23 protein-coding genes and 2 pseudogenes are annotated in these 21,414 nt (G+C 40.7%); 7 read left to right on the forward strand and 18 right to left on the reverse strand.

Annotated features, from left to right (window positions below):
• Window positions 1–44: 44 nt before the first annotated feature.
• From QK890_RS08815 to QK890_RS08845, 7 genes and pseudogenes are all read right to left on the reverse strand, one after another.
• Complete coding sequence (locus QK890_RS08815; protein ID WP_032535541.1) at window positions 45–932, reverse strand: DUF1573 domain-containing protein; 888 nt, start codon at window positions 930–932, stop codon at window positions 45–47.
• Window positions 929–2,107, reverse strand: a complete 1,179-nt coding sequence (locus QK890_RS08820) for a 6-bladed beta-propeller (RefSeq protein WP_005810839.1) — start codon at window positions 2,105–2,107, stop codon at window positions 929–931. The genes QK890_RS08815 and QK890_RS08820 overlap by 4 nt, the downstream gene beginning before the upstream one ends.
• A 62-nt stretch (window positions 2,108–2,169) precedes the next feature.
• A complete protein-coding gene (locus QK890_RS08825) occupies window positions 2,170–2,463 on the reverse strand; it encodes an NVEALA domain-containing protein (protein WP_032531268.1) in 294 nt (97 codons plus the stop codon).
• 134 nt (window positions 2,464–2,597) lie between these two features.
• Window positions 2,598–3,485: a DUF1573 domain-containing protein gene (locus tag QK890_RS08830; RefSeq protein ID WP_032540321.1), complete on the reverse strand. Its 888-nt coding sequence runs from the start codon at window positions 3,483–3,485 to the stop codon at window positions 2,598–2,600.
• Window positions 3,485–3,712 (reverse strand): NVEALA domain-containing protein, encoded by a 228-nt coding sequence (locus tag QK890_RS08835; protein ID WP_005779008.1) that lies wholly within the window; start codon window positions 3,710–3,712, stop codon window positions 3,485–3,487. Before QK890_RS08835 ends, QK890_RS08830 begins: the two co-directional genes overlap by 1 nt.
• A 65-nt stretch (window positions 3,713–3,777) precedes the next feature.
• Window positions 3,778–4,149: pseudogene (locus QK890_RS08840) on the reverse strand (hypothetical protein); the annotation flags it as partial.
• 58 nt (window positions 4,150–4,207) lie between these two features.
• The gene (locus tag QK890_RS08845; protein ID WP_032538175.1) at window positions 4,208–4,630 is read right to left on the reverse strand and encodes a hypothetical protein; all 423 of its coding nucleotides are present in this window, start codon (window positions 4,628–4,630) and stop codon (window positions 4,208–4,210) included.
• Between the two features lie 238 nt (window positions 4,631–4,868).
• Here QK890_RS08845 and QK890_RS08850 point away from each other — a divergent pair, with 238 nt between their 5' ends.
• Together QK890_RS08850 and QK890_RS08855 are read left to right on the forward strand one after the other, a co-directional pair.
• Complete coding sequence (locus QK890_RS08850) at window positions 4,869–4,934, forward strand: hypothetical protein (RefSeq protein ID WP_234059408.1); 66 nt, start codon at window positions 4,869–4,871, stop codon at window positions 4,932–4,934.
• 54 nt (window positions 4,935–4,988) lie between these two features.
• Window positions 4,989–5,306, forward strand: a complete 318-nt coding sequence (locus QK890_RS08855) for a transposase (protein WP_122296863.1) — start codon at window positions 4,989–4,991, stop codon at window positions 5,304–5,306.
• 54 nt (window positions 5,307–5,360) lie between these two features.
• Here QK890_RS08855 and QK890_RS08860 read toward each other — a convergent pair whose 3' ends face one another.
• The 7 genes and pseudogenes from QK890_RS08860 to folP all read right to left on the reverse strand — a co-directional run bounded on the left by QK890_RS08860 (window position 5,361) and on the right by folP (window position 10,537).
• Complete coding sequence (locus QK890_RS08860; protein ID WP_005779014.1) at window positions 5,361–6,419, reverse strand: BF3164 family lipoprotein; 1,059 nt, start codon at window positions 6,417–6,419, stop codon at window positions 5,361–5,363.
• A 245-nt stretch (window positions 6,420–6,664) separates the two neighbouring features.
• A pseudogene (locus QK890_RS08865) lies at window positions 6,665–6,872 on the reverse strand (hypothetical protein); the annotation flags it as partial.
• Window positions 6,872–7,099 (reverse strand): NVEALA domain-containing protein, encoded by a 228-nt coding sequence (locus QK890_RS08870; protein ID WP_005779008.1) that lies wholly within the window; start codon window positions 7,097–7,099, stop codon window positions 6,872–6,874. The pseudogene QK890_RS08865 and the gene QK890_RS08870, both read right to left, overlap by 1 nt.
• Window positions 7,100–7,164: 65 nt before the next feature.
• Window positions 7,165–8,235, reverse strand: coding sequence for a hypothetical protein (locus QK890_RS08875; RefSeq protein WP_005811871.1), 1,071 nt, complete (start codon window positions 8,233–8,235; stop codon window positions 7,165–7,167).
• Window positions 8,232–8,459 carry a hypothetical protein gene (locus tag QK890_RS08880; RefSeq protein ID WP_005811873.1) on the reverse strand — a complete coding sequence of 76 codons (228 nt, stop codon included), beginning with the start codon at window positions 8,457–8,459 and terminating at the stop codon, window positions 8,232–8,234. Before QK890_RS08880 ends, QK890_RS08875 begins: the two co-directional genes overlap by 4 nt.
• A 419-nt stretch (window positions 8,460–8,878) precedes the next feature.
• Window positions 8,879–9,643: a diadenylate cyclase CdaA gene (cdaA, locus tag QK890_RS08885; RefSeq protein WP_005779023.1), complete on the reverse strand. Its 765-nt coding sequence runs from the start codon at window positions 9,641–9,643 to the stop codon at window positions 8,879–8,881.
• A gap of 33 nt (window positions 9,644–9,676) precedes the next feature.
• Window positions 9,677–10,537: a dihydropteroate synthase gene (gene folP / locus QK890_RS08890; protein WP_032540322.1), complete on the reverse strand. Its 861-nt coding sequence runs from the start codon at window positions 10,535–10,537 to the stop codon at window positions 9,677–9,679.
• A 110-nt stretch (window positions 10,538–10,647) separates the two neighbouring features.
• Here folP and QK890_RS08895 point away from each other — a divergent pair, with 110 nt between their 5' ends.
• Entirely contained in the window at window positions 10,648–12,660 is a 2,013-nt protein-coding gene (locus QK890_RS08895; RefSeq protein ID WP_317473375.1) for an ATP-binding protein, read from the forward strand.
• A 77-nt stretch (window positions 12,661–12,737) separates the two neighbouring features.
• Here QK890_RS08895 and glsA read toward each other — a convergent pair whose 3' ends face one another.
• Window positions 12,738–13,703, reverse strand: coding sequence for a glutaminase A (gene glsA, locus QK890_RS08900; protein ID WP_005811878.1), 966 nt, complete (start codon window positions 13,701–13,703; stop codon window positions 12,738–12,740).
• Window positions 13,704–13,717: 14 nt separating this feature from the next.
• The gene (locus tag QK890_RS08905; protein WP_005779031.1) at window positions 13,718–15,160 is read right to left on the reverse strand and encodes a glutamate decarboxylase; all 1,443 of its coding nucleotides are present in this window, start codon (window positions 15,158–15,160) and stop codon (window positions 13,718–13,720) included.
• A 202-nt stretch (window positions 15,161–15,362) separates the two neighbouring features.
• Here QK890_RS08905 and QK890_RS08910 point away from each other — a divergent pair, with 202 nt between their 5' ends.
• The gene (locus tag QK890_RS08910; RefSeq protein WP_367627306.1) at window positions 15,363–16,598 is read left to right on the forward strand and encodes an MFS transporter; all 1,236 of its coding nucleotides are present in this window, start codon (window positions 15,363–15,365) and stop codon (window positions 16,596–16,598) included.
• 88 nt (window positions 16,599–16,686) lie between these two features.
• Entirely contained in the window at window positions 16,687–17,985 is a 1,299-nt protein-coding gene (gene murF / locus QK890_RS08915) for a UDP-N-acetylmuramoyl-tripeptide--D-alanyl-D-alanine ligase (protein ID WP_032540323.1), read from the forward strand.
• Between the two features lie 4 nt (window positions 17,986–17,989).
• Here the strand turns inward: murF and QK890_RS08920 are convergent, their stop codons facing one another.
• Window positions 17,990–18,382 carry a VanZ family protein gene (locus QK890_RS08920; protein WP_005779039.1) on the reverse strand — a complete coding sequence of 131 codons (393 nt, stop codon included), beginning with the start codon at window positions 18,380–18,382 and terminating at the stop codon, window positions 17,990–17,992.
• 104 nt (window positions 18,383–18,486) lie between these two features.
• Here QK890_RS08920 and QK890_RS08925 point away from each other — a divergent pair, with 104 nt between their 5' ends.
• Both QK890_RS08925 and QK890_RS08930 read left to right on the forward strand, forming a co-directional pair.
• On the forward strand, window positions 18,487–19,854 hold the full coding sequence (locus QK890_RS08925; RefSeq protein ID WP_005811883.1) for a sodium-dependent transporter: 1,368 nt from the start codon (window positions 18,487–18,489) through the stop codon (window positions 19,852–19,854).
• A gap of 2 nt (window positions 19,855–19,856) precedes the next feature.
• Window positions 19,857–20,759 carry a helix-hairpin-helix domain-containing protein gene (locus QK890_RS08930; RefSeq protein ID WP_005811885.1) on the forward strand — a complete coding sequence of 301 codons (903 nt, stop codon included), beginning with the start codon at window positions 19,857–19,859 and terminating at the stop codon, window positions 20,757–20,759.
• On the opposite strand, the gene QK890_RS08935 is transcribed toward QK890_RS08930, so the two are convergent.
• Entirely contained in the window at window positions 20,760–21,410 is a 651-nt protein-coding gene (locus QK890_RS08935; RefSeq protein WP_032540324.1) for an ABC transporter ATP-binding protein, read from the reverse strand.
• Window positions 21,411–21,414 lie beyond the last annotated feature (4 nt).

A 21,414-nucleotide genomic window follows, 5' to 3' on the forward strand; every position in this document is an offset into this window, starting at 1 on the left:
TTTTTCCATAGGCTAACGTTCTCCATAATTTTTAAGGTTAACTATTAGTTTTCTTTATCAACCGCATTACCCCGAATCTTCAAACGTATTGGAGAGGTAGGAGTATTACAATATACAGTAATGGTCTTCTCAAAATGCTCAGGGAACTCAGCTTCATACTTTAATTTCAGTACCATGTTCTTACCTGGAAATACGGGATCTTTAGGATATTCTGCCATAAGACAACCACAAGATGTAATCACATCAATAATTACTAAAGGAAACTCTCCCACATTAGTTATCGTAAATTCAGCCTGAGCTCCCTGTTTCCAATCAAAATTTCCTAAGTTTACAGAAGATTTATCCAATTGTATAAGAGTATTTCGGGATTTCTCTATTTTGTTAGTATTATCTCCCTTAATAACACTCTTATACAACTCTTTCACTCTTGGATTATGAATTGGATTCCCGATAACCACAACTCTATTGTCTTTATCAAGGAGTAATGTCCGAAAATTATCGTCATCTAAAAATTCATTTATTTTATTAAGAGTATCAGGTTCATCAATATAAACAAAATAATTGAAACGAGCCTTTTTAAGAAGCTTGATAAGTTCTTCTTTATTCCGAGGGTTAAAAGCAAATATACAAGTTAATTTATGAGGAGAAACCGAATCCAATTCTTCTATAAATTTTTTCCATCCAGACAAATTAAGTTTGCAACTCAAACAACCTAAAGAATCCACATAACTTAATATTGTATAAGAGGATGCTTCTCTACTATATTTTTTTACAACCGAATCAGATACATAACAGGTAAGATCCATGCTGTCGGGATAGCAAATTATTTTCCCACTCCATTCATCCATTAAACGGATCAGTCTGTCATTTTCAGTCTCTTTACATGAAGCCAATAATACAAATATCAAAAATAAATTAACAAATCGTATCATCTCTTCAAATAATATTTTATAATAACGGGATTATCATCTTCCTTAAGTTGCTCCATCTTATGTATTTCTTCTGGAGACATGAGACGTCGATCGACAAGCCTGGACACATATTCAGGTTGACGTATAGAAAGCAAAACATTATCAACTATACCAAAACAGAAATTCATAATAAAAGGCTTTCCTTCCTTGGTCAGAAAACTTTTTTTCGTTTTCCTATTATAAATAAAGTTACTTCCGGCACCTTGAGTAGACTTTACAAAATAAACATAAACATAATCATCATTAAAGAATTTAATTAAAGGAACAAGATGATTGTTAGAATGCCTCAAAAATTGAGATCTTTCCTGTGCTTCTTTTACGATCCTCGCTCTCTCTGCATCTGAATCGACTCTTTTACCCATCGCACGCCCAGGTAAATCTTCTTCCTTTATCTCCGAATCACCAAAGTCAAGGTACATCATCGGAATAAGTTTCATTCCTTTTGTATCTATTCGATAGAAATAATAGTTAATACCATGAGGAATAAAATAAAAACTATCTCCAATTTTATAAAAACACTCTTTATCCATCGAATTTCCACTGGATATTGTACCGCTATAGTTAATATTATATATCTGTTGTGTTCCCAGATTTGCAAATGTTATTTCCTGATCTGTCCACAAAAATGGATAAGTAAAAATATATTCCTCAGAACTTAATGCCATAAGATGATCAACTGGAAATTCAGGCTTTATTTTTCTTTTGGCCAAAAACTTAAAATCAGAACTATACGTATATATTACACCATAGGGATTTAACAAATCAATTCCTTTTAGATAGGGATTAAATTTCATGTCTACTACCATATAATATTCATTAGGTCCTTGCCCTTGCATCTTTTTCGAATTACTTATAAAAGCGCCATTACCCGAGAATGTAAATATAACTTGTTCACGAGTGTAAACAGCATAAACATCTGTTTCTTTATCATACATGACTTTCCCATACTTATGTAATAAGGATGAATCATTTGTTTCTAAAGGTACAAGTTCAATTTTATCGATAAATAATGAAGCATCTTGAGAAACATTATGTACATCGACTGATATTCTTTCAACCCCATCATCCAATTTTGGATTCTTTGAAGAACATCCATAAATTAATATCAGCAATAAAACAATACTCGCTCTATTCATAACATTACATATTTTCGATGAGGTTATCCATCTTCTAAAGATAACCTCACCCATTTATTAATTTAATCACATGGTGTATGACACGAATCACGCATATAACCTGTAAATGCACAATCATCATAACGGAGCATCCAAGCAACAGAGCAATCACCCGATATTGCCCAACACTGCCCACCTTCTGCTCCACAAGTAATTACTACTTCAGGTAATTCATATGATGCCAAAGCTTCTACATTAGCTATTGCCAAAGCAGATAAGTGCATTTTCTTTTTTTGTGCTTTATACACATTATAAGTAGTAAACGATATGACTATCACTGCGATGAACGCAATCATTACTTTAACTTTCGTCTTCATTTTATTTTCTTACTTTAGTTGATTATCTTTTTATTTATTCCGCTTATCATTTCCACGGAAAAGCAATCCAATTGCCTTCTAAATCAAACTTTTTCCATAGGCTAACGTTCTCCATAATTTTTTAAGGTTAACTATTAGTTTTCTTTATCAACTGCATTACCCCGAATCTTCAAACGTATTGGAAAGGTGGGAGTATTACAATATACAGTAATGGTCTTCTCAAAATGTTCGGGATGTTCTGCACGGTAAGTAACCTGAATATCGGCAGACTTCCCCGAAGGCACAGGCTCCTTGCTGTAAGTGACGGATGTACAGCCACACGAAGCATTTATGTCCTCGATAATCAGAAGATGATCGCCAAGATTCCGCAAACTAAAAGTAGCAGTCTGGGGAGTTTTCCAATCAAAATCGCCCATTTCATCGAGGTTTTTATCCAAAACCACTTTTGTTTGGGAGGAGGTAGCGACTCCGGTTTGCTGTCCGGTAATAATTTGCAAATAAAGGTCACGCACCTTTTTATTATGGACAGGATTACCAATCGCAATCACCCTGTTCTGACTGTCCAAAAGGAAAGTTTGAAAGTTCACATCCGAAGGGAAATGATTCAAAGCATCAAAACCTCCCTTTTCATCGATAAAAACCGGATAAAGGAATCGATCTCTTTTCAATAGAAAAGAGATTTCATTTTTGTTTTTCGGATGGAAAGCAAAGAGAAAAGATACCTTTCCATTGGCCATTGTGTCGACCATAGAAATGAAATATTTCCATGTAGGAAGTTGCAATTTACAACTGGTGCAGCCCACCGAATCCACGTAAGTCATTATGGTATATTCATTTTGGGGAAATGAATAACCGGCACTGTCCTTTCCCAAAACATTGAATGTCATATCAGCGGGATAGACAATCGTTCTACCCTCCCATTCGTGGATCAAACGGGATATTTGCTGCTCTTTGGTCTCTTTACATGAGCAAAGTGCCATCAGAAAGCATAAATAGCCGATAAGTTTAATGGGCCGTCCCATTATTCTTCACGGTATACTACCTCAACTTTCAGATATGTGAACGGACAGTCCACAGATCCGTCACCGAAACAGGCTATTTCTCCATCCGGGAACGACTCTCCTGTAGCCAAAGCCTCCACATTTTGCAATAGTAAACCGGCTTCTTGTACCTTTCCTTCTTTTCTCACAGAAACAAGACCTATTAACAATAGCCCGATAAGTCCAATAGTAATTTTTGCGTTTTTCATACTCTATGTTTTTATTGCAAAGGTATGGCTTATCTCGGCCACCGCCAGTGAGAAAGACTGATTTCTCACTGATTTTTCACTGATTTCTTACTATTTTCTGAACGAAAGTGGAGTTGATAGCCTCCATTTACCAAAGTAACACCAAGATTAGCCCCTATTTTACTTAAATCGGTACGTAAATCAGTAATCAGTCGGTTCCTGCGTTCCATACAAGAATCTACATCCTCTAATTCTTTCCAGAATAGTTTTTTCAGATCTTCATTCAACAGCAAATGATCGGGTTTAAGAAATGCCAGCAATACCTCAGCAACTCGTTTTCGGAGTATACAAGTCTGTTTACGATAAGTGATACTCCTCTCCAGATAATCAAATGTAAGTCCATTGACTTCCCAAACAAATTCACCTTTTTGTTGAGCTGGCAGTTGTGATGATTCAATAAATTCAAAACAACCAGTAAATGCCATCACCACACAACAGTCAGCTCTTTCCTTCCTTCTATTCTCTTTTCAACCGATAACGATATAACGAATCTTTCACCACACATGACACAACAAAAGAGACATCCTCTTCACTATCTAGGAGAATAAATGGAAATGCATCGGCAGAAAGACTAACCAAATGTTCACAATCAGGTAATTTATATCTATCATCAACTATAACCAGTACCAAGTCTGAGCCTTCAACAAGGTTACTTGATAATTCCACATCATCAAGCTTCTTCACAAACCGAAAGTATTTATACCCCTCATGCTTCCTATATACCGAATCAATTTTAGCCGATCGAAAATAAATTTCTTTAGAAGCAGCAAGACTTTTACTCACCACTTCCGTCATTAACACCCGAACTGCATCTGAATAAAAAAACAGATAACAAACGACTATCATGATAGCGAAAAAAAACCTGACAATTCTTTCTATTCACAGTTATTGTTTTTAAGATATTTAGAAGCTGTTTTTGAATTATAAAACATTAATATAACATATTATTTATCAGCAGATTAATTAAATATCATTTCTTAACTTTATGGCTACCAAAACATAAGTTATGAGTAATTATCCAACCAACCTAACTGATAAACAGTGGTAAGTTATAAAAAATATAGTAGAAACCAAAGAAAGGAAACGAAAACATCCTTTACGTAAGATGATAAATGCTATGCTGTACCTTACTAAGACCGCCTGTCAGTGGCGAATGCTTCTCAAGGAATTTGGCCCTTGGTAAACCATTTACTTCTATTTCCGTAAATGGAAGTTGGAAAGAGTCTTTGAGGAGTTGATGCACCATCTCCGAGAATCGGTCCGAAAAGCTTTTGGCAAAGCTATCAGCCCCATAGATTCCAAAACTGTAAGAACTTCTCATCACATTGATACGCTTGGCATAATTCCGGTGGTAGTTATTCACACTGCAAACATACTCAGGCCTGATGCCGCCAAACAGTTCACAGTACCATCCAAAAGATGGATTGTGGACAGAACTTTTTCATGGTTCGAAAGTTTTAGAAGGCTCAGTAAAGACAACGAAGTACTTCCAGAAACTTCACAAACCATGATATACCTAACAATGATACAAATGATGCTTAACAGGACCAAATGATAAATTTGAATATAGGGACTTAGTCGCAGCGAAATGCCCCACTCTCTTCTGAAATTATGGAATGTTATCGAACGATACTAAAGTAGGTTCAGGCATATTACCCAATCCTATTATTTTATGCAACTTCGTGCATAAAGCTATCCGGTATATTCTTTTATCTAATAATAATTTTGCAATAGGCAATCCTTTATAGTCGAAAATTAATATTTTGTTTGCCATTGATTTATGTGGGTCTTTAAAATCATAATCACTTAATAGCTGGTCTAAATATAATACATAAATATACTTGTCATCCATTGCTAAATCTAATACTTGTCCAAAACTTCTTTCTTTACTAAACAGAAGGTCGCTGTTTTTACATTCATAAAAAGATTTATCAAAATAAAAACTCCAATCTTTTATCATGACATCGTTTTCCAAATGGTATTTTGCAAGGTATGGCAATTTGTTAGGAGTAAATACCATATTGCCCTCATAAGCAGATAAACACCCCTTTAAATTCATTCGTGACGATTGCATAGACAATTCTCCTTCAATAGGAGAATTTCCAAATCTTTGTAATGGTTGTAAATTACTATCTAACAGCGAAAAGAAACTTCCATCTTTTCCGCATAATAGCGAAACAAAATGTCTGTCATCCAATTTCACAAAGTTATAATCTGCCGGATTTAGTTCACCTTTCTTACGCTTATAAGGTACTCTATTTCTTGATAACTCTTTAATAACCATACCATCTTTACTATCATTCAAAGACATTACAGCCAAAGTTTGCGTATTGATATCGTTCAAACCAAATGTGTTTTCATGAGCGTATGTAATCATCGGTTGAAGAAATTCACCCGGACCATTTCCTAAAGATCCATAAGCATATATTTTTTTCATTCCTGAAGGTATCGAATATACACTGCAAAAGTCCTTTTGGGCGATATGGGTCATTACTAAAAAAGTATCAACACAACCAATCCATCCCATATTAATCAATAATTCTGTATCTGATTGTTCGCATTTTACTTCTATTACCTTATCGAATGTTGAGATATTCGTATTATCCCTCAAATTACAGCTCGACAATAAGCATGAAAAAATTACTATAAAAAAGAACTGTTTCTGCATAGGTTTACATACTATTAAACTACGTGTGGAAAAATTATAGACATTTGTGCCAAAACATGACACTCATTCCTTTTAAGGTGGAATCAAAAACCTTTTCCTGTTTTGATAGAATTTGCTACTTTTGCACACATCACCTCCTTTCGTATTGGTTGATAATGATGGGGTATGAGGAGCTTCATTAACAAAGGTTGCAAGTCTGTGTATGTGTATTGAAGCTTCCTTTTCTCCCTTTGAAATATGCAAATCATTATGGTATATTCATTTTGAGGAAACGAATAGTCGGCACTGCCCTTTCCCAAAACACTGAATGTTATATCAATCAGCGGGATAGACAATCGTTCTACCTTCCCATTCGTGAATCAAACGGGATATTTGCTGCTCTTTGGTCTCTTTACATGAGCAAAGTGTCATCAGAAAGCATAAATAGCCGATAAGTTTAATGGGACGGCCCATTATTCTTCACGGTATACTACCTCAACTTTCAGATATGTGAACGGACAGTCCACAGATCCGTCACCGAAACAGGCTATTTCTCCATCCGGAAACGACTCTCCTGTAGCCAAAGCCTCCACATTTTGCAATAGTAAACCGGCTTCTTGTACCTTTCCTTCTTTTCTCACAGAAACAAGACCTATTAGCAATAGCCCGATAAGTCCAATAGTAATTTTTGCGTTTTTCATACTCTATGTTTTTTTTGCAAAGGTATGGCTTATCCCGCCCACCGCCAGTGAGAAAGACTGATTTCTCACTGATTTTTCACTGATTTCTTACTATTTTCTGAACGAAAGTGGAGTTGATAGCCTCCATTTACCAAAGTAACACCAAGATTAGCCCCTATTTTCCTTAAATCAGTACGTAAATCAGTAATCAGTCGGTTCCTGCGTTCCATACAAGAATCTACATCCTCTAATTCTTTCCAGAATAGTTTTTTCAAATCTTCATTCAACAGCAAATGGCCGGGTGCTTTAAGAAATGCCAGCAATACCTCAGCAACTTGTTTTCGGAGTATACAAGTCTGTTTACGATAAGTGATACTCCTCTCCAGATAATCAAATGTAAGTCCATTGACTTCCCAAACAAATTCACTTTTTTGTTGAACAAGCGGTTGCGGCGATTTAACATGATTATCTACTATTCTGAACTTAGATAAAACTTGAACAAGAAAAAGACGAACACCCGGAACATAAAACAAACAAAAGATCAGTGAAAAAAGAACATAGCTCCAAGTCCAGATATTATTCCAATGCGCTTTTAAAATAACGCTCGCCCAAAAAGGTCTTATAAAAGCATCCATTTTTATACCATAACCGACCCCTGTACTATAGGCTAATAAAAAACAATCGGGTTCATTTAGCCCACTCGATGCCGATATCCGCTCTCCGTTCTTTAGAGAATTTGTTAGTTTTATTCCGGTCTTAGCACAGATTCCATCCATACGAAGTTTCAACTGCCATTTCTGATTCAGAGAATCTACATGAATAGGGTTTCGTTCTATCAGGAAAGATTGCTTGGCTTTCTGTATAAAAGATGTATCCGTATAAACAGTATCAATGGCAAATTGACATACATTGCAAGTCCCACTTTTATCTGTAAGGGTTACTTTCTTATGCTTTGTTTGTTTCTTTCCGGTAGCGTACGCATGATTGGGATTCAATTTTCGGAATCTACATTCCAAGTCTTCATCAATTGTACGCAACAAGAGTTTTTGTGCACTTGCATTTACAATAGGCAGACCCATACGATAAAGATAGGATCCAAAAGTAATTGTAACCCCTATCCAAAGTAAAGCAAATAAGATACTATAGATAAATTTCATTGTTCATCATTTTCTTTTGCAAAGAAAATCAAAAAAAGAGTTGATTGCAAATAAAATATAATTTTTCTACCTCCAGTTTCATCTATAAATCTTATCAATAACAGTCCGGCATTATCCAACTGAGCTACATGCAAATACACTATTGATTCATTACTCTTCACACAATTTCCCAAAGACCTTTCCCCCTGCACAAATAAGGAAGAGACCAACTTGATTTCCCCCATATCATAAACCTTTATGAACAAGATAATTACCATTTTTCATACGATCTTTACTCCGGCCCGCATACGTGGGCTCATGGGCCCGCATACCGGGGCTCATCGGCCCACGTACCCGGGCTCATGGGCACAGACATGCGGGCCCGGATAAGATTCAGACCATTTTCGCTAAAGATACTAAGGAAAACAAAATGCTTTTATAGGTATAAGCAGAAAGAACAGCCCACCCATCATGCTATATATAAATAGATTACGCTTATTTCCTTTACTAAAATGAAGGGTGGAAGATGGAAGATAGGGGTGGAAGATAAAAGCCCTTAAAAACAGCATCTTCCACCCGCTAAGAGTCTGTTTATCAGAACCAAAATTCTTAAAAGGTGGAAGATGGAAGATCGAAATGCATTTTTTGTATGAGAGCGTGATATTTAGCTTTCCTTTGTCAGCAGACTTTCAAGTTCTTCAGCACTCTGGCGAAGATAGAACTGTCCGCGCCATGCAACAGAAATTGCTCCGGTTTCTTCGGAAACGATAATGGCTAAAGCATCCGAGACTTGAGATATGCCCATTGCTGCCCGATGACGGAGTCCCAGTTCTTTGGGTATATCCAAATTATGTGACACAGGAAGAATACATCCGGCAGCTTTGATACGCTTCTTACTGATTACCATTGCACCGTCATGCAAAGGACTGTTCTTAAAGAAAATATTCTCTATCAGGCGCTGGTTGATATTGGCATCGATAATCTCACCGGTACGAATGACATCGTCAAGAGGGACATTACGTTCCATCACGATCAAGGCCCCCACCTTCTGCTTTCCCATACTGATACAGGCCATCACGATGGGCATGATATCATCATGCTGAAGTTTTTCTTTTTTATTTCCGGTAAGGAAACGTACCAAGGCACTGGCATGTTGATGCGAACCGAGCGTGAGAAGGAAACGCCTGATCTCATCCTGAAACAAAACGATCAGTGCCAATACTCCCACGCTTACCAACTTATCGAAAATAGAACCGAGGAGTTTCATCTCGAGCACTTGCGAAACAACCAGCCAGATAAGGATAAACACCAGAATACCGGTAAACACATTGATAGATCCGGAGGCTTTCATCAGCTTGTATGTATAGTAAAGCAGGAAAGCCACCAACAGGATATCAATAAAATCTTTTATGCCAAATTCAAAAAACACGGATTAAAATATTAAGAGTTAAATATTCGGATATCAGGAATGAAACGATACGCTTTTCAGTTTTTCAATCAACCGGACCGCCTCCACTGCTTCACGTACATCATGGACACGTAGTATATCGGCTCCCTTCATCAATGCCACCGTATCGAGCACAGTCGTCCCGTTGAGTGCCTCTTGCGGAGTAGCTCCGAACAAGCGATAAATCATCGATTTGCGCGAGACTCCTACCAACAAAGGCAATTCGAAGATACCGAACTCCTCCAGATGTGCCATCAGTTCGTAATTATGCTCCAGTGTTTTGCCAAAACCGAAACCGGGATCAAGAATAATATCTTTCATCCCCAAATCACGCAACTGCCGGACTTTCCGTGCAAAATACATAAAAACCTCTTTCAACAAGTTTTCATAGTGGGGTTCCTTCTGCATGTTCTGGGGAGTGCCCTGCATATGCATCATGATATAGGGAACGTTCAGACGGGCTACGGTTGGGAACATCTGCTCGTCCATCTCACCCGCCGAAATATCGTTGATAATGGCGGCTCCATACTCCTCGACACACTGCCGCGCCACTTCGGCACGGAATGTATCCACGGAAATAATAGCATCCGGGTGATTACGGTTCAATATTTCCAGCCCGGTACGCAGCCTTTGCATCTCTTCTTCCGGTGAGATATGCTCGGCATTGGAACGTGACGAATAAGCACCGATATCAATAATTGATGCACCTTCATCCAATATCTGACATGCACGCGCAGCGATCTCGGCTTCAGTCCGGCTACGGCTGCCTGCATAAAAAGAATCGGGCGTGACGTTGAGTATTCCCATGACCTGCGGAGTGGAAAGATCGAGTAAACGTCCGTTTACATTCAGACTTTTGAGAATCATTGAATCCATTTTCTGTTTTTACAGTTGATTGTCGCAAAGATAAAGAAAAATAAATGTCCTTATGCTATCTGCACACTAAAAATAAAGTTATCTTTGCAGGTATCAAGACTACTGAAACAATGTTTATCAAATTATGCCGTCACATCATATTACCTATACTGGTTTTGTTCTGCTTTCAATATCAGACAAGAGCTGAACACACGCTTACAAAGACGGACAGCGTTTTGCGTAGCTACTTCTTAAAATGTAAGGCAGAAATCAACAGTCCGGCTTTCCTGCAAATAAACGATACCCTTGCCCGCCTGTCAAAACAGAAAAAGGACAGACACATGGAAGCTGTTGCCGCTTCGCTGAAGCTGGACTATTATTATTATAAAAATGATCTCGACAGCATTCTGATTGAAGTAGAGAACGTGAAAAAGATAAGCAAACAGAATGGCCAGTTGAAATACTTCTATTTTGCCTGGGGAAGCCGGCTGATTACTTATTACATAAAGCAACATCAAACCAGTACGGCCATTTATGAGGCGCAAAAAATGCTCCGGTCGGCCGAAGCTGATAATTTCATCCCCGGAATCGTACAGTGTTATCGGGCATTGGCAACCATTTATATGACTCAGTCGAATCCCAAACTGGCATATGAGAATTTCAAAAAACAAATAGAGCTTATCGAACAAAACGGAATAGAAGACATTAACCTGCCTACCCAATACGCATCGCTTGCCCAGTGTGCCCTTGAATTGCACCAACCTGAGGATGCCCAAAAAGCGCTGGACGAAGGAAGCAAAAAGATAAAAAGTGCCTATCAGAATTTTACAATAAACAAGGCTTACATTCTGTACTACATCGAAACGAAAGAATACGATAAAGCGAAGAAAATACTTCGGAAGATGGAACAACTATTCGAAGAGGACAAAACACTTACCATCTACAGAAACGGATTATACTATGTACAGACTGAGTATTACCTGGCTACCGGAGAATATAATAAAGCGCTCGAAGTGATCGACCGGATCAAAGCCGACTCTCTCTTTTCAAACAAATACTTGAACTACAGCATCACTCAAAAAGAAGGAAATATTTACTGGGCAATGAACGATAGAGCACGGGCGGCCCAATTTTACCGGGACTACATCCTGGCTACAGATTCGATACGCACCCAGGAAATACAGAACTCTACCAGTGAGTTCTACGCCATCCTGGAGGTAGAACAGTTACAGAAAGAAAAAAGCGATTTGCTGCTTCACATGCAAGAGGAAAAGCTACAGACTATTTATACAATCCTGATCTCACTCGTTGTCGTCCTGTTAGTAGTAGCAATGATGTTCTGCCGCATTTCTAAACTGAATCAGAAATTAAAGAAGTCGGAAGCAATTGTGGTGCAACAGAACAAGGAATTGACAGAAAACGGTGAGGAGCTGCGCAAAGCCAAAGAACGTGCGGAAACTGCAAGCCAGATGAAAACAACATTCATCCAAAGTATGTCACACGAAATACGTACGCCGTTGAATGCGATTGTAGGATTCTCGCAAGTACTGAGTGCTTACTTTAAAAACGAAGATGAAACAAAAGAGTATGCCTCTATCATAGAGACAAGCAGCACTAACTTATTGCGGCTTGTGAGTGACGTACTCGACATTTCGTATCTTGATCAGTCGGAAGAATTGCCATACAATAAACCCGACGACATCAACAATTGCTGCCAGACAAGTATCGAGCGGTCAAGAGATTCTGTGAAACCGGGGGTCAGCCTTTACTTTGAGCCACAATGCAGACGGCTCACCATATTGACTAATCCGACAAGAGTAGCGCAAGTGCTGACCCATTTGCTACACAACGCAGCTAAATTTACGGATAGAGGAAGCATTATTCTGGCCTACACTATAGCGGAAAGTCCAAGCCGGATCATATACACCGTTACCGATACGGGAAAAGGCATTCCTGCAGAACAACAGGAATATGTATTCGAGCGTTTTGCCAAACTGAACGACTTTTCTCAAGGTACCGGACTGGGACTCCCGATATGCCGTATTATCGCAGAAAAGTTAGGTGGCAGCCTCATCATAGATAAGGAATATACAGGAGGATGCCGTTTTATCTTCACCCTTCCTTTGATCCGGGCCAATGTGTGAAAAGAAAAAGGTTGCCCCTCAGGCGGAAACCGCCCTCGGAGCAACCTAAACAAAAAAACGGTAAAGCGTTACCGCTACTACTCAACAATGGTTACCCTTGCACCATTGAATACATTCAACCCCAACTTGTTCATGATGTATTTAATGGCCAACTGTGCTTTCACTGAGTTGCCCGAACCATCCAAAGGAGGTGCAAAGGCAGAAATACCGAATACGCCCGGCAATACCCCCATCACACCACCACCTACACCGGTCTTGGCAGGAATACCGGAAGTATACATCCAGTCACCCGAATGTTCGTAGAAACCTACGGTGGCAATCATAGAAGTGATTTTAGGAGTCAGTTCGGCATCGAACACCTGCTTCTTGGTAACAGGATTCACACCACCATTGGCAACCGTACCGGCAGCCACCGACAACATCTGTGCAGTAACTCCCAAAGAGCACTGACGGGTATAGAGGTCGAGCGACATATTCGGATCATCATAGATGCGGTTATAATTCTTCAGCAGCCAGGCAATAGAACGGTTGTTGAAGTTGGTAGCTGTTTCCGACTTATAGAGTTCTTCAATCAGCTGTGGAGCAGAGCCGCAAAGATCGGTAATATTCTGTACAATCGCATCCCACTTCTTATCGGAATTACCAACCGGCGTCACCATGGAACAAGCAGAGATGGCTCCGGCATTGACCAACGGAGTAGACGGATGATCATTTTCCAATAAGATGGCGATGATAGAGTTGAAAGGCAGTCCGGTAGCATCCGCTCCAATCATTTCCAACACCTTCTGCGCCCCGTATTGACGGAGAATCAGAATGGCTGTATGTACTTTAGATACGGATTCGATACCGAAACGATAGTCAAAATCCCCTACGGTAATAGTTTGACCATTCAGCAAACAGACACTGATACCAAAAAGGTTCTTGTCAATATTAGCAAGATAGGGAATATAATCGGCATTCTTACCACCGGTATTACCCTTGACTTGCTCATAAGCCTGTTGTACTACCTCTTTTATTTGGGAAATAGATATTTTTTTGTCCATACCAATAATGTTATTTATTTCTTAGCAACTTGCGGTTTACCGGTATGATTAAACACTTTGGTTTCTACCGGCAGATTCTTTTCCTGGGCGATACGGGTGGTTGTCGGGTATTCCAGTTTTTCAAGTTCGGTAATAGCATTCTTGATATCTCCCAACAGCATATCGGCCATGTCCCGGCTGAATCCCTGACGAACTACCACACGCATAACCACATAATTCTCCAGTTTAGAAGGCAGTGTATATGCCGGAACCATCCAGCCGTGCTGAGCCAGTTTATCCTGCAAATCATAAAGAGTCCATTTGGCGTTCTTTGCATATTCCGGTTTCATGTACCAGATAAACAACGGGTTCACTACATCTTCAGAGTAGTTGACAAACGGAGCCATCTTAGCGATCTGGCTGTGGATATATTTAGCTATTTGCAGAGAGTTATACTGTACTTCCTTGTAACCCTGGAATCCTAAACGGATAAATTGATAATACTGTCCCAGAATCTGAGCAGCCGGACGTGAGAAGTTCAAACCTACCTGAGTAATGTTAGCTCCTAAATAGTTTACGCTGAAAGCCATTTCTTCGGGCAGATATTCTTTACCTTTCCAGACAACCCAACCTAAACCCGGATATACAAGACCGAACTTATGACCGGATACACTGATAGAGAGTACCCATTTCAGGCGGAAGTCCCACTTGGTTTCCGGATACAGGAACGGAAGGATAAAGCCACCGCTGGCGGCGTCTACGTGAATAGGAATGTCATAACCGGTCTTGGCGTTATAAGCATCGAGGGCTTTGTCAAGCGCTTCAACGTCGTCATTCAGGCCTGTCCATGTAACACCCTGGATAGGAACTACACAAATTGTATTTTCATCACACATCTTCAAGGCTTCTTCCGGATCGAGTGTGGTCTTGTCCAATGTCAGAGGAACCTGACGCATCTCAATTTGCCATAACTGCGCAAATTTCTCCCAAACTACCTGAAAGCCGGTTGAAATCACAAAGTTTGGTTTGTCAAACGGTTTGCCCTGTGCCTGACGTTTTTTACGCCAACGCAGCCAAGCTGCAACACCACCCAACATACAGGCTTCTGAAGAACCGATAGCCAGCGCACCTGTCTTCCAGGTATCTTTCTCCGGAGAATTCCACAAGTTGGCTACAATGTTGATACATTTACCATTCATTACGGCAATACGCGGGTATTCTGTCTCGTCAATATAGTTGATATTGATAGCTTCATTCATCAGCTTCGTTGCATAGTCATCCATATAAGTAGTCACGAATGTAGCAAGATTCAGACGGGGCTGAGTTTGAGCAAAAGTTTCGTCCTTCACCATCTGGTAGGCGATTTCCGGAGTCGTAGGTCCATCAGGTATTTTCTCCACCGGAGAGGGTTGCAACATTTTGTTTGAACCAAATACATCGGTTTTAGCATCACCTTTTCTGAAATTTAAATCTTCCATAATTACTCTTATTTTTAATTAGGTTTAGGCGATGGGGATTTTCCCCGTCGAATTTCCCACAACAACATCGAAAGGATATGAAAGTTCTTCGGTTTTACATTATTTGGCGTTTATTAAACACACTTTCTGCTGCTTAGATGCCGAACATTCTGACGAATCGTTTGTTCTTCACACACCTAAACTTTATAATACCTATACAACTATGCGTATTCAAACTGGCCAAGGGACTATACCCCTTATCACCCTTATCGGCATCTGGTCTATCTCGGCCCTGAATGCCCTACCCGGTCTGGCGGTTTCTCCTATTTTGGGGAAGCTATCCGTCATCTTTCCACACTCCACCGAACTGGACATACAGATGCTTTCGTCTCTGCCCTCACTACTGATTATCCCATTTATCCTTCTGGCGGGCAAACTGACCGAACGGGTCAATTTCATACATCTATTACAAGCCGGGCTTGCCATCTTTGCCTTAAGCGGAATACTTTATCTACTTTCGGGACAAATGTGGCAACTGATTGCTGTAAGTGCTTTACTGGGAGTAGGATCGGGGCTGATCGTTCCGTTGTCCACCGGCCTGATCTCAAAATACTTCACCGGTTCATATCGTGTGAAACAGTTCGGATTAAGTTCCGCCATTACGAATATAACCCTTGTGATAGCTACGGTGGTCACCGGATATCTGGCTGAAGTCAACTGGCATCTGCCATTTGTGGTCTACCTGTTGCCGATTGTCTCACTTATCCTGTCAGTATATCTGCAACGCAGCATGGCAAGCGAAGGAAGCACCTCACTTACCAATGATAAAGATACGGCAAGCCAAGAGAAGGATGTAGATACGGGAAACAGTAAATACGGCATTCATATCCGCCATCTTGCAGGAATCATGTCTGTTTACGGGCTTGCCACTTTCCTGGTACTGGTAGTCAGTTTCAACCTGCCGTTCCTGATGGAAGAATATCATTTCACCAGCGGTAACTCCGGCATTATGATCTCACTCTTTTTTCTGGCCATCATGGCTCCCGGCTTCTTTTTAAGTCGCATCGTTGGTACACTGAAGGAGAATACTAAATTCTACAGCTTCCTCAGTATCGGCATCGGGCTGGCACTGATCTGGATCTCACCCAAGGAATGGATGATAGCTCCGGGATGTATCTTGGTAGGATTGGGATACGGAGTCATTCAACCTGTTGTCTACAATCAGACAACCCACACGGCAATCCCCCGCAAAGTGACATTGGCATTGGCATTTGTGATGGCGATGAATTACCTCGCCATCCTGTTGTGCCCTTTCATTATCGATTTCTTCCAGTCGACCGTGTTTCATATCAAATCCCAACAGTTTGCTTTTGTATTCAATTTATGTATCAGCATTGTGATGCTCGTCATTTCTTATACCAAACGAAATTCGTTCCTGTTTAATGATAATCTGAAATAGAAAATGTAATTTTGCAGCAACAACAGAAGAGGGTGTTACTAAAGTCTGTGATGAGCTTTTGCAACACCCTCCGTAAAAACGGATTATTATGAAACTTTCTGCTCTCTACCAGATATTCCTGGATTGTGCCGTAGTGACCACCGACAGCCGTAACTGCCCTGAAGGTTCACTGTTTATTGCCTTGAAAGGCGAATCGTTCAACGGAAATGCTTTTGCCGCCCAGGCTTTGAAGGACGGTTGTGCCTATGCTGTGGTGGATGAAGCGAAATATGCTCCGGAAGATAATAAACACATCATACTTGTGGACAACTGTCTGCAAACCCTGCAACAACTTGCCAATTACCATCGCCGGCAGTTGGGTACGAAGGTGATCGGTATCACCGGAACCAACGGTAAGACGACGACTAAAGAATTGATTTCTGCTGTTCTGGCGAAAGCCCACAATGTGCTTTACACGGAAGGTAACCTGAACAACCACATTGGCGTACCGATGACCTTGCTTCGCCTAAAGGCGGAACACGACCTGGCAGTGATCGAGATGGGGGCTAACCATCCGGGAGAGATTAAGTTTCTGGTACATATTGCTGAACCGGATTATGGAATCATCACCAACGTGGGTAAGGCCCATTTAGAGGGTTTCGGTTCATTCGAAGGAGTGATTCGGACAAAAGGGGAATTATATGACTACCTCCGTGAGAAGGATGATTCTACCGTATTCATCCACCATGATAATGTTTATCTGATGGACATCGCACAGGGGCTGAACCTGATTCCTTACGGAAGTGAAAATTCGCTGTACGTCAACGGCCACGTAACCGGTAATTCTCCTTACCTGACTTTCGAATGGAAAGCAGGCAAAGATGGAAATTTACATCAGGTACAAACACAACTTATCGGTGAATATAACTTTCCGAATGCATTGGCTGCCGTCACGATCGGACGATTCTTTGGAGTAGAATCCTCAAAGATAGATGAAGCTTTGGCCGGATATACTCCCCGCAACAACCGTTCGCAACTAAAAAAGACCGCGGATAATACACTGATTATAGATGCTTACAATGCCAATCCGACCAGTATGATGGCCGCTCTGCAGAACTTCCGTAACATGACTGTGGAACGGAAAATGCTGATATTAGGTGATATGCGCGAGTTAGGAGCAGAAAGCGCAGCCGAACACCATAAAATTGTAGAATACCTGCAAGAGTGTTCGTTTGAAAAAGTCCTGCTGGTAGGAGAATTATTTGCATCAACCAATCCTCCCTATCCTACATATGCTAACGCACAGGAATTAATAAAGGACTTGCAAACGGAAAAACCCCAAGGCTACACCATCCTGATTAAAGGCTCAAATGGCATTAAGCTAAGTACGGTCGTAGAGTTCCTATAATAAGTTACTTTGGGTCTACCATCCGTGGACGAACTACAAAATACCCTATCAGACTGGCCAATACCGCTCCTGTGGTATTGGCTGCAAAGTCCAACCAATCTCCTCCGCGATAAGTAGTGCAATATTCCTGTAGCAATTCTACACATCCACTGAATAATACAGGACAAACGAAAGCTCCTACCCATGCATGCCATATCGGGGTATGATCTCTACGGTGTGCCCGCAAAAACTCCAGCCACAACATACCGGACATGCCGAAGTACATACAAATATGAACAATCTTATCGATATTAGGAATTTTACTGATCTCCGTTGAAGGAGGTTTAAAGAACGATAAATAGATGACCGCAAGAATAATAAAGAGCGATACGGGATATTTCTTAATATAAGATAGCATACCTAAATAAATTACAGATGAGTCGCAAATATAAGGAACATTTTCTATATTTGCACGTTTAAAACAATAAAATCTATCGAATTGTAAGATAACATACGCTTTCTATGACAAAAAAAGACAGGGGTAATTTTGGTAGTAAATTAGGTGTGATATTAGCTTCTGCAGGTTCAGCTGTCGGGCTGGGTAATATATGGAGATTCCCTTATGAAACAGGTAATCATGGAGGAGCTGCTTTTATCCTTATTTACCTGGGATGTATCCTTCTACTGGGATTACCTATTATGATAGCCGAATTCTTAATCGGACGACACTCACAAGCCAACACCGCCCGTGCCTACCAGATACTGGCTCCGGGCACTCAATGGCGTTGGGTAGGGCGAATGGGAGTTTTGGCAGGATTCCTTATTCTTGGCTATTACTCCGTAGTAGCAGGATGGACATTAGAGTATATATTTGAGGCTGTCAGCAATAGTTTTGCAGGTAAAACTCCGGCAGAGTTCATCTCTTCTTTCCAAAGCTTCTCCAGCAATCCCTGGCGTCCGGCCTTGTGGCTCACTCTGTTTTTACTCGCTACCCACTTCATCATTGTAAAAGGAGTGGAGAAGGGTATCGAAAAGTCATCCAAAATTATGATGCCGACCCTTTTCATCATTATTCTTGTATTGGTGGGATGTTCCGTCACTTTACCCGGAGCAAGCAGAGGCATCGAATTTCTACTGAAACCGGATTTCAGCAAAGTGGACGGTAACGTGTTTCTGGGAGCTATGGGACAGGCATTCTTTTCGCTTAGTCTGGGCATGGGATGTCTATGTACCTATGCTTCTTATTTCAGCAAAGACACCAACCTAACCCGGACTGCTTTCAGTGTAGGCATTATCGATACATTTGTAGCTGTACTGGCGGGATTTATCATCTTCCCTGCGGCTTTCTCGGTAGGCATCCAGCCGGATGCAGGTCCAAGCTTGATCTTCATCACCCTGCCCAATGTATTCCAACAGGCTTTCAGTGGAATACCTGTCCTGGCATACATCTTTTCGGTGATGTTTTACGTATTGTTGGCATTGGCGGCCCTTACTTCTACCATCTCGTTGCATGAAGTAGTAACGGCCTACTTACACGAAGAATTCAACTTTACCCGGGGAAAAGCGGCCCGGTTGGTGACTGCCGGTTGTATTCTGCTGGGGATACTCTGTTCACTCTCTTTGGGAGTTACCAAAGATTTCACCATATTCGGATTAGGCATGTTTGACTTATTTGACTTCGTGACCGCCAAACTGATGTTGCCGTTAGGAGGATTGCTTATCTCCATCTTTACCGGATGGTATCTGGACAAGAAGCTTGTCTGGTCGGAAATAACCAATAATGGTACACTGAAAGTACCTATCTATAAACTGATTATCTTTATTCTGAAATATGTAGCCCCGATTGCCATTTCAGTAATCTTCATCAATGAACTGGGGCTGCTGAAATAAAAATGTGGAAAAACTTCTTTTACTTTACACGTACAGAACGGCAAGGTATCCTGATACTTGCCGTTTTGTGTATACTGGTATTCATTGGCGGATGGTTGATACCCGACAAAGAGAATACCGCCACGAACGATACTGAGAAATTCAAAAAGGAATATGCAGAGTTCATGGCCTCCATACAAGAGAAAAAAGAAAGAGGATATACACACAACAGCCACTTCCGGCACCGACGGGAAATAGTTCTGGCACCTTTCGATCCTAACACAATAGATTCTACAGGATTTCTCAACTTAGGGATTCCTGCATGGATGGCAAAGAATATACTCAGATACAGAAATAAAGGAGGAAAATTCCGCCGGGTAGAAGACTTCCGGAAAGTATATGGACTGACACAAGAACAATACGCCACTCTCCAGCCTTATATCCGTATAGCTCCGATCATAGAACAAAAAGATACATTTCACCTCTACATCCGGAAAGCGGAGAAGGATACACTGAAAGACTTTAAATACGAAGCCGGAACAGTAGTCGAACTGAACCAGGCAGATACTACAGAATTGAAAAAGATTCCCGGCATCGGTAGTGGGATTGCGCGTATGATAACAGGATATCGCAAACGATTGGGTGGATTCTACGATATAGCCCAGTTGGAAGAGATACATCTCGATGTGGATAAACTCCGTCCCTGGCTCTGTGTGACAGCCGGAACGACTCAACGAATAAACCTCAACAAAGCCGGCATTGAACGACTCAGAGCTCATCCCTATATCAACTTTTATCAAGCCAAAGTAATCGTAGAATACAGAAAGAAAAAAAGAACATTGAAGAGCCTGAAACAATTATCCCTTTACGAAGAATTCACGACTCAAGATCTGGAACGGATCAGTCATTACGTCTGTTTTGAATAATCAGATGATCTTTCCATCCACCATATGAATCGTACGGTCGGTGATTTTTGCTAATGTTTCATCATGTGTCACAATCACAAAGGTTTGTCCAAACCGGTTTCTCAGGTCAAAAAAGAGTTGATGCAGTTCTTCCTTGTTATGGGTGTCCAGACTTCCCGAAGGTTCATCGGCCAGAATAACCGCCGGCTGATTGATCAATGCACGAGCTACAGCCACCCGTTGTTTTTCTCCGCCCGAAAGTTCATTAGGCTTATGTGATGCACGCTCCGTCAATCCCATAAAATCAAGTATCTCCATGGCATGTATAGAAGCTTCTTTGGTAGACACACCCGCAATAAATGCAGGGATCATCACATTTTCCAATGCCGTGAACTCAGGCAGTAATTGATGGAACTGGAACACAAAGCCAATGTGTTTGTTCCGGAAAGCAGAAAGTTCCTTCTCCTTCATCTTGCTTACGTTCGTACCATCAACATTTATCGTACCTGTATCCGGACTATCCAAAGTCCCCATAATCTGAAGCAGTGTGGTCTTTCCGGCTCCGCTGGGACCTACGATACTTACTATCTCTCCTTTGGCTATCTCCAGATCTATCCCCTTCAACACCTGCAACGAACCGAAACTCTTGGTTATACCTTCTAAATGAATCATAATC

Source organism: Bacteroides sp. NGMCC 1.200775 (assembly GCF_040798045.1).
Classification (GTDB): Bacteria; Bacteroidota; Bacteroidia; order Bacteroidales; family Bacteroidaceae; genus Bacteroides; species Bacteroides hominis.

Excerpts from the sequence above, each read along its gene's own strand:
- QK890_RS08825 (WP_032531268.1), bottom strand. The coding sequence starts at position 2,463 with ATGAAGACGAAAGTTAAAGTAATGATTGCGTTCATCGCAGTGATAGTC.
- QK890_RS08895 (WP_317473375.1), top strand. The coding sequence starts at position 10,648 with ATGTTTATCAAATTATGCCGTCACATCATATTACCTATACTGGTTTTG.
- QK890_RS08835 (WP_005779008.1), bottom strand. The coding sequence starts at position 3,712 with ATGAAAAACGCAAAAATTACTATTGGACTTATCGGGCTATTGTTAATA.
- QK890_RS08920 (WP_005779039.1), bottom strand. The coding sequence starts at position 18,382 with ATGCTATCTTATATTAAGAAATATCCCGTATCGCTCTTTATTATTCTT.
- QK890_RS08880 (WP_005811873.1), bottom strand. The coding sequence starts at position 8,459 with ATGGGGGAAATCAAGTTGGTCTCTTCCTTATTTGTGCAGGGGGAAAGG.
- QK890_RS08930 (WP_005811885.1), top strand. The coding sequence starts at position 19,857 with ATGTGGAAAAACTTCTTTTACTTTACACGTACAGAACGGCAAGGTATC.
- QK890_RS08910 (WP_367627306.1), top strand. The coding sequence starts at position 15,363 with ATGCGTATTCAAACTGGCCAAGGGACTATACCCCTTATCACCCTTATC.
- QK890_RS08935 (WP_032540324.1), bottom strand. The coding sequence starts at position 21,410 with ATGATTCATTTAGAAGGTATAACCAAGAGTTTCGGTTCGTTGCAGGTG.
- QK890_RS08875 (WP_005811871.1), bottom strand. The coding sequence starts at position 8,235 with ATGAAATTTATCTATAGTATCTTATTTGCTTTACTTTGGATAGGGGTT.
- QK890_RS08870 (WP_005779008.1), bottom strand. The coding sequence starts at position 7,099 with ATGAAAAACGCAAAAATTACTATTGGACTTATCGGGCTATTGCTAATA.
- murF (WP_032540323.1), top strand. The coding sequence starts at position 16,687 with ATGAAACTTTCTGCTCTCTACCAGATATTCCTGGATTGTGCCGTAGTG.
- folP (WP_032540322.1), bottom strand. The coding sequence starts at position 10,537 with ATGGATTCAATGATTCTCAAAAGTCTGAATGTAAACGGACGTTTACTC.
- QK890_RS08830 (WP_032540321.1), bottom strand. The coding sequence starts at position 3,485 with ATGGGACGGCCCATTAAACTTATCGGCTATTTATGCTTTCTGATGGCA.
- QK890_RS08855 (WP_122296863.1), top strand. The coding sequence starts at position 4,989 with ATGCACCATCTCCGAGAATCGGTCCGAAAAGCTTTTGGCAAAGCTATC.
- glsA (WP_005811878.1), bottom strand. The coding sequence starts at position 13,703 with ATGGACAAAAAAATATCTATTTCCCAAATAAAAGAGGTAGTACAACAG.
- QK890_RS08860 (WP_005779014.1), bottom strand. The coding sequence starts at position 6,419 with ATGCAGAAACAGTTCTTTTTTATAGTAATTTTTTCATGCTTATTGTCG.
- QK890_RS08820 (WP_005810839.1), bottom strand. The coding sequence starts at position 2,107 with ATGAATAGAGCGAGTATTGTTTTATTGCTGATATTAATTTATGGATGT.
- QK890_RS08815 (WP_032535541.1), bottom strand. The coding sequence starts at position 932 with ATGATACGATTTGTTAATTTATTTTTGATATTTGTATTATTGGCTTCA.
- QK890_RS08905 (WP_005779031.1), bottom strand. The coding sequence starts at position 15,160 with ATGGAAGATTTAAATTTCAGAAAAGGTGATGCTAAAACCGATGTATTT.
- QK890_RS08925 (WP_005811883.1), top strand. The coding sequence starts at position 18,487 with ATGACAAAAAAAGACAGGGGTAATTTTGGTAGTAAATTAGGTGTGATA.